General features: G+C 39.5%; 11 protein-coding genes. 6 read left to right on the plus strand and 5 right to left on the minus strand.

Annotated features, from left to right (window positions below):
* Nucleotides 1-41: 41 nt before the first annotated feature.
* Nucleotides 42-1430, minus strand: coding sequence for an L-cystine transporter (locus tag M5E07_RS10540; RefSeq protein ID WP_252219107.1), 1389 nt, complete (start codon nt 1428-1430; stop codon nt 42-44).
* 157 nt (nt 1431-1587) lie between these two features.
* Here M5E07_RS10540 and M5E07_RS10545 point away from each other — a divergent pair, with 157 nt between their 5' ends.
* Nucleotides 1588-2202, plus strand: a complete 615-nt coding sequence (locus M5E07_RS10545) for a flavin reductase family protein (protein WP_252219109.1) — start codon at nt 1588-1590, stop codon at nt 2200-2202.
* A gap of 95 nt (nt 2203-2297) precedes the next feature.
* Nucleotides 2298-3497 carry a YbfB/YjiJ family MFS transporter gene (locus M5E07_RS10550; RefSeq protein WP_252219111.1) on the plus strand — a complete coding sequence of 400 codons (1200 nt, stop codon included), beginning with the start codon at nt 2298-2300 and terminating at the stop codon, nt 3495-3497.
* Nucleotides 3498-3690: 193 nt separating this feature from the next.
* Here the strand turns inward: M5E07_RS10550 and M5E07_RS10555 are convergent, their stop codons facing one another.
* Both M5E07_RS10555 and M5E07_RS10560 read right to left on the minus strand, forming a co-directional pair.
* Nucleotides 3691-4254: a M23 family metallopeptidase gene (locus M5E07_RS10555; RefSeq protein ID WP_252219113.1), complete on the minus strand. Its 564-nt coding sequence runs from the start codon at nt 4252-4254 to the stop codon at nt 3691-3693.
* Between the two features lie 377 nt (nt 4255-4631).
* Nucleotides 4632-5102, minus strand: coding sequence for a hemerythrin domain-containing protein (locus M5E07_RS10560; RefSeq protein ID WP_116762561.1), 471 nt, complete (start codon nt 5100-5102; stop codon nt 4632-4634).
* Between the two features lie 749 nt (nt 5103-5851).
* Between M5E07_RS10560 and M5E07_RS10565 the strand changes: the two genes are divergently transcribed.
* Together M5E07_RS10565 and M5E07_RS10570 are read left to right on the plus strand one after the other, a co-directional pair.
* Complete coding sequence (locus M5E07_RS10565; protein ID WP_252219115.1) at nt 5852-6988, plus strand: catalase family protein; 1137 nt, start codon at nt 5852-5854, stop codon at nt 6986-6988.
* Nucleotides 6989-7679: 691 nt separating this feature from the next.
* The gene (locus tag M5E07_RS10570; RefSeq protein ID WP_116762557.1) at nt 7680-8471 is read left to right on the plus strand and encodes a pseudouridine synthase; all 792 of its coding nucleotides are present in this window, start codon (nt 7680-7682) and stop codon (nt 8469-8471) included.
* Between the two features lie 46 nt (nt 8472-8517).
* Here M5E07_RS10570 and M5E07_RS10575 read toward each other — a convergent pair whose 3' ends face one another.
* Nucleotides 8518-9228 (minus strand): hypothetical protein, encoded by a 711-nt coding sequence (locus M5E07_RS10575; protein ID WP_252219116.1) that lies wholly within the window; start codon nt 9226-9228, stop codon nt 8518-8520.
* A 337-nt stretch (nt 9229-9565) separates the two neighbouring features.
* A complete protein-coding gene (locus M5E07_RS10580) occupies nt 9566-11797 on the minus strand; it encodes an NADP-dependent isocitrate dehydrogenase (protein ID WP_252219118.1) in 2232 nt (743 codons plus the stop codon).
* Between the two features lie 466 nt (nt 11798-12263).
* On the opposite strand from M5E07_RS10580, the gene paaI reads away from it, so the two are divergent.
* Nucleotides 12264-12677: a hydroxyphenylacetyl-CoA thioesterase PaaI gene (gene paaI / locus M5E07_RS10585; RefSeq protein WP_252219120.1), complete on the plus strand. Its 414-nt coding sequence runs from the start codon at nt 12264-12266 to the stop codon at nt 12675-12677.
* 129 nt (nt 12678-12806) lie between these two features.
* Complete coding sequence (uraH, locus tag M5E07_RS10590; RefSeq protein WP_252219122.1) at nt 12807-13205, plus strand: hydroxyisourate hydrolase; 399 nt, start codon at nt 12807-12809, stop codon at nt 13203-13205.
* Nucleotides 13206-13274 lie beyond the last annotated feature (69 nt).

Genomic DNA, 13274 nt, shown 5'->3' on the forward strand with positions numbered 1-13274 from the left:
TCCAAAATACTGACTTTCCTGTTTATGATGTAACAGCGAAATTAATTCTCGGTTAAATCAACATTTTCTTGTTTAAAAATAGTTTGATCGGTTTGCCCCAAGACTTGACTGGTGACCATTCCAGCAGTCATTGAACCATTCACATTCAATGCCGTACGTCCCATATCAATCAAAGGTTCAATCGAAATCAGTAGCGCCACTAAAGTCACGGGTAAGCCCAACATCGGCAACACAATTAAGGCAGCAAAAGTCGCACCACCACCCACACCTGCAACACCAACAGAACTCAAGGTCACGACACAGACTAAAGTTAGAATCCAGATTGGATCTAATGGGTTAATCCCAACGGTTGGTGCCACCATCACCGCCAACATGGCAGGATATAAACCCGCACAACCATTTTGACCAATAGTTGTCCCAAAAGAGGCTGAGAAACTGGCAATCGACTCAGGCACACCCAGACGGCGCGTTTGTGCCTCAATATTTAGTGGAATACTGGCTGCACTAGAACGACTGGTAAATGCAAAAGTTAGTACAGGCCAAACCTTTTTAAAGAATTGAACGGGATTGACACCTGTAAACAACAAAATGAGTGCATGCACAGCAAACATAATGCCCAGACCTATATAAGATGCGACAAGGAATCCACCCAAATTTAGAATGTCTGCCAATTTTGAATTCGCCACAATATTGGTCATTAAGGCAAATACACCATAAGGCGTAAGGGTCATAATTAAGCGGACTAATTTCATCACCCATGCTTGCATAATTTCAATCGCAGCAAGCAGTTTTTGCCCTTTCTCTGCATCTGACTTAATTAAGTTTAAGCCAGCCATACCAAGGAATACGGCAAAAATCACCACACTAATAATTGAAGTCGGGTGAGCGCCAGTGAGTTCAGCAAAAGGATTGGTCGGAATAAAAGATAGAAACAGATCTGGAACTTGTAAACCTGTCACTTGCCCCACATAGTCAGTCTGAATGGCATTCAGACGTTCAGTTTCTTGTGCCCCCTGAACCAAACCTGCCGCGGTGAGTCCAAAAGCACTGGTCACCACCACACCGACAAAAGCGGCAATCGCTGTTGTGACCAATAAGGTACCGATACTAATAAAACTGATTTTGCCAAGTGACCCTGCATCATGCAGCTTAATCACCGCACCTAAAATGGAAACGAAGACCAGAGGCATGACCACCATTTGCAGCAGTTTGACGTAGCCTTTACCGACCAAGTTAAACCATTGCACCGACTCTTGCAGCACCGTTGAACCTGTGCCATACACCACATGCAAGAGCAAACCGAACACCACCCCCAAGCAGAGACCAGCAAGCACCTTTTTGGCAAGGCTCCAATTGGTATGACGTGTCCGACTTAATAAGAACAGCAATGCCACAAAGAGGATGACATTGATGATTAAGGGCATATTCATGTTTTTTCCCTAAATAATGTAACCCCTATTATAAATCAAAATTCAATTCGACTTTTGGCTTTACCTGTACAGACTCACCAAGTGTTCAAATTTAGACTACTCCTGCAACAATCAGAGTTATGATATGTCCGAGAAAATAATCTTATTGAATCTAAATATGGCTGAGCTGTTAAATCCACACATTCAATCCGTCGAACTGGCAAAGGCGTATCGTTTACTCAATCATGGCCCAACCGTATTGGTGTCTGCACAACATGAGCAAGAAGCAAATGTCATGACTGCTGCTTGGGCATGTGCTCTAGAGTTGGTTCCAGCCAAAGTCTCTGTAGTACTGGATAAAAGCACCAAAACCCGAAAATTAATTGAAGGTTCAGGTTATTTTGCACTACAAGTTCCCACCTTAAAGCAAATTGAGTTGGTACAAGCCTTAGGTTCAATCAGCCAGTTTGATGATCCAGCTAAACTTGAGCATTGTCATACTCCACTCTTTCACTTTGACGGTTTTGACTTACCTGTGGTGGAAGGCTGTGCTGCTTGGCTCATTTGTGAGTTAATTCCTGAACCACACAATCAGCAAGCACATGATTTATTTATTGGTAAAGTCATTGCAGCCTATGCAGATGATCGCGTGTTCCGCGATGGACATTGGTATTACCATGAAACTGACCCATCTTGGAAAAGCGTACATCATGTTGCGGGTGGTCATTACTACACCATTGGGGATGCTGTTGATGCCAACAAAAGTGAAGGCTTTAATCTTCCCGAACCTTGAATGATGCTCGACTAAAGGTGAAACGTCAGCGATTGTTTTTCTAGATTTTTCACCTTATAGTTCAAGTATATTTTTTAAACAATTAGTCAAATTATATGAACAGGACGTTCTCAAATACCATCAAACTCAGCGCATTTCTTTGTTTGAGTATGTGCTTGGGCATCGGCATTTTGCGCTTTTCCTATACCGCTTTACTGCCTTCAACACGCGAAGCCTATGAATGGAGTCATAACTTTGCCAGTATTTTAGGCAGTGCCAACCTTTTGGGCTATTTAGTCGGTGCCTACTGGGCAATGAAAATCCCACAAAACCCCAAAATGCCCATCTATATCATTAGCGCTGCTGTTGTGGGTTCAATCAGTCTGTTTGCTTGCGCCTTTTCCAGTTTTTCAGAAATTTGGTATTTAATATGGCGCTTTATTTCAGGCATCAGTGGCGGCTTACTGATGATTCTGTCTCCAAGTGTGGTCGCACAATGTAGCGATTTACAGCATCGCTTTAAAATCAACTTTATTGGTTTTAGTGGTATCGGTTTAGGCGTTTTATGTGCCACGTTATTTATGCCTTATCTCGACCGAATTGCCATTTCAAGTGCGTGGCTAATCTTGTGTGCTTTCGCTTTTAGCATGAGTGCGTTGCTCTGGTTTCTGGTACGTCCATTTCAAGCTCAACTACAAACTATTCCAGCAACACAGGCCCAATCAGATCAAGTCGGTTTCATTTACTACAGCTTGTTGATTGCATATGCCTGTAGTGCGTTTGCCTATATTCCCCATTCTTTATTCTGGATTGACTACTTGAGCCATGTATTGGTTTTGAATTTGTTCTGGATGAATTTCAATTGGATTCTATATGGTCTGGGTAGTGCTTTAGGGGCGTATAGTGCATACGCCTTGGCGCGTAGACTTGGGAATTTTGCCGCACTGAAAGTGTTATATAGCATCTACATCTTTGCTGTTTTAATTGCAGTACTGAGTTTTTCGCCTATTTTTACCTTTATATCTTCATTCCTCACAGGTTTACTTAACCCTGCCGTGGTTTTCCTAACCTCCTATACCATTTTGCAATTGTACGGTCTGGCATATAAAAAATTGTGGAGTATGGCAACGCTCAGTTTTGCCACCATTCAACTGCTCGGTGGGATTAGTTTTAGCACTTTGCAGCATTTTGGTGTGTCTTATCATCAACAATTTAGCATTGCCTCTGCGGTACTATTGCTCGGCACTTTGCAACTGTTTTGGTTTACTCGCCCGCATGCAAAAACCAGCCAAAACAGTAAACAAATAACAGATTAGGTGGGCAGATATTTTATTCTAGACCTTCAAAATTGGTCGTATTGAGAAGAATTGGATATTCTCAAGAAATTGGATAATCATCAAAAATAGGGCAATGTTGTTTTTTTCAACATGCCCTAAAACCTGTTCTTGTCTTTCATGTAATCCGATCTGAACAATCATCTTGCTGACCTGACACACGAAGAATATGCCTTTATAAACCCTGCTTATGGCTTAAAAATGGATAAGGATTCACCGCCCCTTGCCCAGTAAAATAAATACCATAATGTAAATGTGGTGGTGTGTTTTTCGCATTGCCCGTATTTCCCACATAACCCAGTACTGAGCCTTGCTCCACCCAATCACCCTCTTCTAAATGTGGAACATAAGACTCTAAATGCGCATAATAATGTCGACTTAAATCCGGACCAATCACCCACACAACTTTGCCACCTAAGCTATCTAAACCCACCTTAGCAACGATTCCTTGCGTTGTACTCAGTACTTCAGTGCCTCGTTTCGCAAAGATATCGATGCCTTCATGTTTACGATTCTGACCTCTTGCAGCACCCCATGTATCATTTATTTGCTTCGAGGTAATGTCTTTAACAGGCATAGGTAATTGTGTCGAGAGATTTTGACGAGCCAATTGAAACTGCAAGACAGGATATTTCCAACCTGTAGACTCACCTGAAACAGGCGGTTGACATGCCAGCAACATGCAACTAAGAGGTAATAATACAGCTATAATTTTAATGCTTCGGTATTGAGGTTTCATTCTAATAATGTGAGCTTTTTAAATTGACTCAATTCTAACGATGAGCCCTACAATTCCCAATAGTGTTTTGGTATCTTGCAAAATCCCCCACCACTTCAAAACAGAAAACAAAGCAATTTCTTCATTAGATGAAACTGCAACCTCAATTTATGCAATATAATTTTTAAGCAAAAAAAAGCCTACAAATGAGTCATGTAGGCTTTTAAAAATTTAAAACAAGTCAGGGAACTATCAGCTTTAAATCTTGTGCTAATACTGCCAAAACTGAGAACTATTTACAATACTTTGGTTAAAGATATATTTAAAATATTTGTTAAAAGATCCTTTTTTTTAAACAATTTTCATGTAGAGCCAATTTATATACATCCACTCCCACATCAACTGGTTAGACTATCTTTTTCCTTGCTCAGATATTTATTATATTCTTTCAAATACTGCTCAGCCAATTGAGTTTTTTGCTGTTCAGCTAAAATTTTTCCTGCTTGTTGAAAAAAGCCATGTTCCTCTTCTTTTAAATGATGGTGGACTTTTTCAGATAATTTTTTTGCAATTACCAACCAACTTGGATGGCTAAACTCAGTTTCGCTCAATTGCTCTAACAACTCATCCATCTCGTGATGTTCTGCTAATGCATGACGGGTGATATTAAGACCTGAATCGGTCATCATCAGTGGAATATAAAGATATCTATCTTCTGCGACTGAATGTGCAAATAATTCATTTTTTAATTCATTGAATAATTCATGTCTTTCTTCAGTGTCTCCCGAAGTCTGAATTAATTGTTCAGATAACATTCTTTGCTTGTCGTGACTTTGTCTTAATGCTTCAAAAATTGTTGTATTTGTCATTGGGGTTAATCCTCAAAACTCATTTTATGGATATGCACCTACTATGAACATTTCACAAAATATGCTCTGTTCACAAACTGTTTTATTTTTAAGCGTAATGCATTACCATTTTTTTCAAATTGTGTTTTTACTGCCATTCATTGTTAATGGAAAAGAATCCAATAATCCTAGCTGCAACCACAGCTCAATCTGCTAAATGTTAAGACTTTGTTGCAGACAAAAAATTTAAAAAGAATAAGCCACTCACCCTGTATTTAAAGCGATTGCATAAGAAGATTTCGCACCCTTCTCAAAGAAGAGCTGCATGATCAATCTCTAAAACTACAGCGTATAAAATGCTAGTTGTACAAACTAAATCAAAAAACTTCCCCATAACTTTAGAGCTACAGCCTTAGCTGAATAAAATAATCTTCACTACCCAATAGAATAGATATTATCCAATTTTAAAGCGCATAACATTCAGATTTTTTTAATAAAAAAATGACAATTGACTCAGTAATTTACTTTTTTCTGATTAGCTCACACATTTATCATCGCTACATATTCAGGTACGTAATGTCATCACCGAACACTTTCAAATCTTCATCATTTTTTTAAAAACCATCATTAAGTTTTCTAAAAAAGAAGCGATAAATAAAAACCACAGATATTTTTATTATCCTATATATTGAATAAATCTAGATCATTTTCCATCATCTGGCTAAAAATCTAAGAATTAAAAATAACAACTTTAAGCAAGGAGGCAATCAATGCATAACTTCAAAAGACCTATGCGCTTAGGTCTAATTTTTCACATCATATTGCTCACAGGCGTTACTACTGCCCTTCATGCGAATACTTCACCTGTTGGGCTGAATACCCCTAAAGAACTTATTTACCCCAATATAGATCCCAGTTTAAGTGAAAGTCTTTATCCAAATGAGGCAGCCACGGCCAAGCAAATTGCAGACATCATTGAACTGTCAATCCGAAAACAATATGCCGCAGATATCGCACTACGTGATGCACACCCTAAAGCGCATGGTTGCGTACGTGCAGAATTCAAAATAAATGAAACATTGCCTCAAAACCTGATTCAAGGTGCTTTTATTCCAGGCAAAACCTATCAAGCATGGATTCGTTTTTCCAATGGATCGAGTAATGCTAAACAAGCAGATATTAAAAAAGATGCACGTGGCATGGCAATCAAACTTTTAGCAGTGTCAGGGAAAAATCTTTCAGATGAGGCCACTTCCACACAAGATTTCATCATGATCAATCACCCTGTCTTTTTTGCCAATGATCCCGCTCGTTATCTGTCATTCATGCAAGATATCAATAGTGATAAATTTCTAAAAAAACTGCATATCCCTTTTGCATTAGGGGCTAAAGGGACTTGGATTGCCTTAAACACTAGAAATAAAATTTCAAATCCATTGCAAACTAGATACTGGTCTATGGTGCCCTATCAATTGGGATTAGGTACCAATCGTCAAGCGGTAAAATATTCTGCACGAGCGTGTTCGACCGTTGTCAGCCCTATTCCAGCTAAACCTCAGCAGAACTTCTTAAGAGATGCGCTCCGTACGAGTTTGCAAGAAATTGATGCATGCATGGAGTTTTTAGTCCAACCTCGAACATCCAGCTCAATGTCCGTTGAAGACTCTATGACTGAATGGAAAGAAGACCAAGCCCCTTTTTACAAGGTGGCAACGATTCGTATTCCTCAGCAAGTATTTGATACCCCAGAGCAAAATAAATTTTGTGAAAACCTCTCCTTTACGCCATGGCATGCTTTAGCCGAACACAAACCACTTGGCGCTATAAACCGAATGCGCAAAGTCATCTATGACCAGATTAGTCGCGTCCGACATGAAATGAATTCGACTGAAAGATTCGAACCCTGATAGTAATGAAAATAAATGAAGGAGCCCTATGCTTTAACTCAATGGTCAGTGAATATCTGTGTCTAAAGAAGATGTCCGTATGGGCACGGAACTTCTTCCACAACATATTCAGTTACCGCATCAGAAACTGTATTAAGGATGTATGCAACTAAGCATCCACCGCATGTTGATCAGTGCAACGCAATCACCTACCCAGCACACATTGCCATTGCAATGATGGAAGAAATCATCAACCCGGTCTTTGATGTGTATTGCACTGTGTTTTCCGCGATTACTGGCTGTATAGGTAGCAAGTGGTTTGACTTTTGCAGATGTCTGTCTCCCTATCCGTTCATATTTGAAAGGAGATAAATCTCACTCATTGAATACTCTTGAGAGCGATATTTCAGCATGCGATGAGTTTATTCAAGCTCAGACATAAACATCGTGCTGAATTAGATCCATACCTTAATCTACTGAAGAGCGCATGAAATCAGATATTCAATGAATACTTGCAGGGTTTAAAGCAAAGAGAGTTACACATCATATGTAAAGAATAAAATTGAGGAGCACAAGCCGAAATCTGATATAGTAGCCCCAATATCGTGGGCTTTTTCTTTACCCTTCCCGACCTACTCCCACTTATACGGGTAACCAAACGGGTAATTCAAACAAGTCCACACAAATTTTTTAAATTTTCTAGTAGGTTAAAGTGAAAATAGTCATTCTTAACAAGCCTTATGATGTGCTCTCGCAGTTTCGTAAAGACGAAGCACACATGACGATGTCCGATTTTATAGACGATTCGACTTTGCGTTTAGCTGGTCGTCTTGATATGGACTCTGAAGGCTTAGTTTTTTTAACTGACCACGGTGGTTTAAATCAATACATTACCAACCCTGCAAACAAAAAGTACAAAACTTATTTAGTACAGCTTGATGGCGATGTAACCGAAGAAGCATTAGAGCAACTTCGCAAAGGTGTTGAATTAAAAGATGGCATGACCTTACCTGCCAAAGCATCTAAGGTTGAACAACCTGAGTGGTTATGGGATCGTGATCCTCCTGTACGTTTCCGTGCATCTGTTCCTACATCTTGGGCCGAAATTTCAATTTGCGAAGGTCGTAACCGTCAAGTCCGTCGTATGACTGCTGCTGTAGGTTTTCCAACTTTACGTTTAATTCGTACTAAAATTGGTGCAATTGATTTGGTTCAAATGGGTTTACAACCAGGTGAAACTAAAGAAATTGAGCCACTTTTATACCCTGACTTTCAAAATATTCCTGCTGAAGAACCTTACCGTTCACGCTCTTATGTGAAAAAACCGGGCGGTACTGGTGGTAAACCTATGGTTCGTAAGAACAAAGATGGTTCAGTGAAAAAGACTTCAGGTACTAAACGTATCTGGCAAATGGATGAAAGTGAGAAACCAAAGCGTAAAACCAATGGTACAACACGCCCAAATACCAAAGCACCACGTGGTCGTGGACGTAGCGGTCGTTAAAAATTGATTGTTTTAAAGCCCACATCAGTGGGCTTTATTTAATAAATTAGTCTCGCTTATAAACGAGACATACTTCTTCACGATCTAATTCTTCTAATTCAGTTTGCATATATATTTCATAGTTATATTTTTCATATACTGCATATAAATTCTCAAAATTAATCGCAATTTCAGCAAGCATAGTTTGTTGCGTATTATTAATATCTAAATCAAGTTCATATAGATTTAATTTGACTTCCACAGTTTCTTTTTCAGCAATTTGATCTACATAAAATATGGCTTTTTTCATATTGTTTCGAATATAAAGTGCATTAGCTACTCCACCTAAATTTGTCAGATTAAACTTCACTTCAACTAGGAAATCACTGCCATCAGAATGAGAAAAATATGTGAATCCACTATCTCTAATCACAAATATTGGCTTAACCGCTTTGTTGAGGGCATCAAACTGCTGCTTTTGAATAGTGGCTAATTCTTTTTGCTGCTTTACGCTTTCCTGCATCTCATTAATTTGGAGCTGAAGCGCACGCTCTTGTTGTTCTAAGGCTTTCGTATTTTGATCTAACTGCTTACCTTGCTGTATATAACCTAAAATCAACCAAAAGAAAGCAATGGGTGCAAATATTCCTGCAAGAAAATCACCCAATTCATTTAATGATGTAGGCAAAGTATAGCCGTTGCTTCGGCTAAATAGATAAATTCCCAATAACCAAATAAAGCTAACCAAAACTCCGAAGATCAAACTTTTCTTATTCATTTTTCTTAAATCTCACAAAATATTCTGATACACGACAATGTCGTCTACTGCTGTTCGAGGCAGGAAGCATACAATATTTATTGTTTCAGCGAAGTTTCGATCAAAAATGTCATTTGACGAGTTCAGTAGATGACGATGGTTTTGGCTACTTTTGCCTAAACAAAAGTAGCTCGTACCGAAGGTTAAGCACAAAATGTAATATCTAATGATTAGCTACAATCTGCTAAATAATAAAGCAAAGGTTAAATTTCTAAGGTTTAAAATATAAACAAAAAAAAGCCGATGCATTTGCATCGGCTTTTTTCACATCATCGGCTAAAAACCGATTTTGCTAAACTTAAACAGTTTCAAGCGCAGCATTCAACGTTGCACTTGGACGCATTACAGCAGTTACTTTCGCTGTATCTACAGCATAGTAACCACCGATGTCCGCAGCTTTACCTTGAACAGCAGAAAGCTCCGCAATGATTTTGTCTTCATTTTCAGCAAGTACTTTTGCCAGTGGCGCAAACTTCGCTTTCAACTCAGCATCTTCATCCTGAGCAGCCAAAGCTTCAGCCCAGAACTTCGCTAAATAGAAATGGCTACCACGGTTGTCCAACTCACCTGTACGGCGTGATGGAGACTTATCATTGTCCAATAACTGACCAGTTGCTTGATCTAAAGTCTTCGCAAGAAGTTTAGCCTGAGCGTTATTTTCTTTAATGCCCAACTCTTCAAGCGAGACTGCAAGCGCCAAGAACTCACCTAAAGAATCCCAACGTAAGTGGTTTTCTTCTACGAGTTGTTGTACGTGTTTAGGCGCTGAACCACCCGCACCAGTTTCGTACATACCACCGCCCGCCATTAACGGAACGATAGACAACATTTTCGCTGAAGTACCCAATTCCATAATTGGAAACAAGTCAGTCAAGTAGTCACGTAAGATATTACCTGTTACAGAAATCGTATCTAGGCCACGCGCTACACGTTCAAGTGTATAACGCATTGCACGTACTTGAGACATGATCTGAATGTCTAAACCAGCAGTGTCATAATCTTTCAAGTACTTTTGTACTTTCTTGATGAGTTCATTTTCATGTGGACGGTACGGGTCAAGCCAGAAAATTGCAGGCATGCCTGAGTTACGTGCACGATTTACTGCAAGTTTTACCCAGTCACGAATCGGTGCGTCTTTCACCTGACACATACGCCAGATATCGCCTTCTTCCACGTTCTGTGACATCAACACTTCGCCAGTTTCTAGGTCAGTGATGTTTGCAACACCCGCTTCAGAAATTTCGAAAGTTTTGTCATGTGAACCGTATTCTTCAGCTTTTTGCGCCATTAAGCCTACGTTTGGCACAGTACCCATAGTTTTCGGGTCAAAGTTACCATTCCACTTACAGAAATTAATCATTTCTTGGTAGATACGCGCAAAAGTTGACTCAGGCATTACTGCTTTACAGTCATAAGGTTTGCCGTCAGCGCCCCACATTTTACCGCCACCACGGATCATTGCAGGCATTGAAGCATCTACAATTACGTCGTTTGGAGAGTGGAAGTTTGTAATGCCTTTCGCAGAATCAACCATTGCAAGCGCAGGACGGTGTTCTTGACAAGCATGTAAGTCTTCGATGATTTCTTCACGTAAAGACGTCGGTAAAGTTGCGATCTTCTCGTAAAGACCAGCCATACCATTGTTTACGTTAATACCGAGCTCATCGAACAATTTGCCATGCTTTTCGAATGCATCTTTATAATAAATCTTAACGCAGTGACCAAATACGATTGGGTGCGATACTTTCATCATGGTTGCTTTAACATGCAATGAGAACAAAATACCTGCTTCACGACAGTCTTCGAGTTGTTTCTCGTAGAAGTCACACAGTGCTTTTTTGCTCATGAACATTGAGTCAATGATTTCGCCATCTAAAAGCGCAACTTTTGGCTTAAGTACAATGGTTTCACCAGACTTAGTGATCAATTCCATTTTCACGTTACGCGCGCGATCAAGCGTCATCGATTTTTCACCATGGTAGAAGTCGCCTTCTTCCATGTGCGAAACGTGAGTTTGTGACCATTGCTTCCACTCGCTCATAGAGTGCGGGTGTTTTTTAGCATAATTCTTTACTGCAGCAGGTGCACGGCGGTCAGAGTTACCTTCACGTAAGACAGGGTTTACAGCTGAACCTAAGCACTTACCATAACGTGCTTTAATCGCTTTCTCTTCTTCTGTTGTTGGGTTCTCAGGATAGTCAGGAATCGCATAGCCTTTTGATTGAAGCTCTTTGATACATGCTATTAACTGAGCAACAGATGCACTGATATTTGGAAGTTTGATGATGTTTGTGTCAGGATCTTGTGTAAGACGACCTAGTTCTGCAAGATTGTCTGGCACTTTTTGCTCTTCTTTTAGGCATTCAGAGAATTCTGCAAGAACACGTGCGGCAACAGAGATATCCGTTTTAACGATCTCTACACCAGCAGATTTAGTAAAGGTCTCAATGATCGGCAGTAGCGAATAAGTCGCCAACAATGGCGCCTCATCAGTCAGTGTGTAAATGATGTTTGACTTTCCACCAGCCATATATAGCCCCTTGTGTTAAATTGAGTATTGAGAACTAGACTTTTGACCCAGTCCTACGAACCGATTGCTTGATTAAACCCTGAGAGTATCGGCCTTCAACGCTTATCAGTCAACGATATATCTTGTGATAACGACATTTCGTCAGAAAATACCCAACAGTTTATGTGGTTTTTTTAAACGTTTTTTAAAGTCAATCATTTACATATAGAACAAAATATCCCCTGCACTATTTATTTTTATCGTTATTCTTTCAAATCGCTAATGTTCATATGTAATCCAATATATGGCGATGCGATAACCAATTCATCTTAAATTACGATCTATTTCCTCCTGAGTCTTGAATATTTGTTGAACTTTCAAATTTCTCATTTTTATGAAAACCACTTGATCAGGCTCTATGATAATGCTAATTATGATTCAAATTTAATAAAAAATTAAGCAATAACGTATCAAAAAAGGATGAAACATGGACACTGTAAAAGGACATACATTATTTAACAATGATCAGGTGATGCAAGACATTGGTGCCCGCTTGGTCGACTATAAAGACTGTTATGCCAAAGTGCAGCTCTTGGTTGAAAAACGGCATACTCAAGGGCATGGTACTTGTCATGGCGGAATTATCTTCACTTTAGCAGATGGTGCTTTTGCCGTAGCTTGCAATACAGGTGATTACCCTGCCGTGGGACAGCACTGTAATATCAGCTACATTAAACCTGGACAGATAGGCGATGTACTCACTGCAACTGCGGAGTTACGCTCCCAAGCAGGTCGTTCCGAATTTTACGACATTCAGGTGGTGAACCAAAAGCAAGAAACAATTGCAGAGTTTAGAGGTGTATCACGGATGTTGGTTCCAACTAAAAGAGAACAACCATAACGCTGAGTTGGCTCTGCGTATCCATTGTTCATTAATGTTCTGTCGCTTCTGGTGAAGGTTACATAATGAAATGTTGATCTCTGATTGATTGTTTAAAATCAATCTTTTTTAAGCTTTAGGAACAATCAGATGGTTAAATATTTCTTGCCACTTGTTGGACTTGGCCTCTCTTCTTTCTGCTTTGCACAAAATCCCTTAAGTGTTCATGTACTCAATTTGGACAATGGTTTACCGTCCGCAAATGTAAAAGTTATGCTAGAAACGCAACAAAACAATCAATGGGTCGAGATCAATTCAGGTACAACCAATGAACAAGGTCGAATCACTGAGCTTTATCCCAAAGACACAGCTTTACAGAAAGGCATCTATAAAGTTACCTTCAAAACAGGTGACTGGTTCCGTCAAAAGAATCAACGTTCATTCTTTCTAGAGGTTCCAGTGGTATTTGTGATTGATGGCTCACTTGAGCATTACCATATTCCACTGCTGATTAGCCCTTATGGTTATTCTACTTACCGTGGGAATTGATGCTTCAAAACTGGTTTTGAATTCAATATAAAAAAACGATGCTGTAAAGCATCGTTTTTTTAACTCTAT

The sequence above is a fragment of the Acinetobacter tibetensis genome (assembly GCF_023824315.1).
GTDB lineage: Bacteria > Pseudomonadota > Gammaproteobacteria > Pseudomonadales > Moraxellaceae > Acinetobacter > Acinetobacter tibetensis.

Excerpts from the sequence above, each read along its gene's own strand:
- M5E07_RS10575 (WP_252219116.1), bottom strand. The coding sequence starts at position 9,228 with ATGAATAAGAAAAGTTTGATCTTCGGAGTTTTGGTTAGCTTTATTTGG.
- M5E07_RS10580 (WP_252219118.1), bottom strand. The coding sequence starts at position 11,797 with ATGGCTGGTGGAAAGTCAAACATCATTTACACACTGACTGATGAGGCG.
- M5E07_RS10565 (WP_252219115.1), top strand. The coding sequence starts at position 5,852 with ATGCATAACTTCAAAAGACCTATGCGCTTAGGTCTAATTTTTCACATC.
- M5E07_RS10545 (WP_252219109.1), top strand. The coding sequence starts at position 1,588 with ATGGCTGAGCTGTTAAATCCACACATTCAATCCGTCGAACTGGCAAAG.
- M5E07_RS10550 (WP_252219111.1), top strand. The coding sequence starts at position 2,298 with ATGAACAGGACGTTCTCAAATACCATCAAACTCAGCGCATTTCTTTGT.
- paaI (WP_252219120.1), top strand. The coding sequence starts at position 12,264 with ATGGACACTGTAAAAGGACATACATTATTTAACAATGATCAGGTGATG.
- M5E07_RS10555 (WP_252219113.1), bottom strand. The coding sequence starts at position 4,254 with ATGAAACCTCAATACCGAAGCATTAAAATTATAGCTGTATTATTACCT.
- M5E07_RS10540 (WP_252219107.1), bottom strand. The coding sequence starts at position 1,430 with ATGAATATGCCCTTAATCATCAATGTCATCCTCTTTGTGGCATTGCTG.
- M5E07_RS10560 (WP_116762561.1), bottom strand. The coding sequence starts at position 5,102 with ATGACAAATACAACAATTTTTGAAGCATTAAGACAAAGTCACGACAAG.
- uraH (WP_252219122.1), top strand. The coding sequence starts at position 12,807 with ATGGTTAAATATTTCTTGCCACTTGTTGGACTTGGCCTCTCTTCTTTC.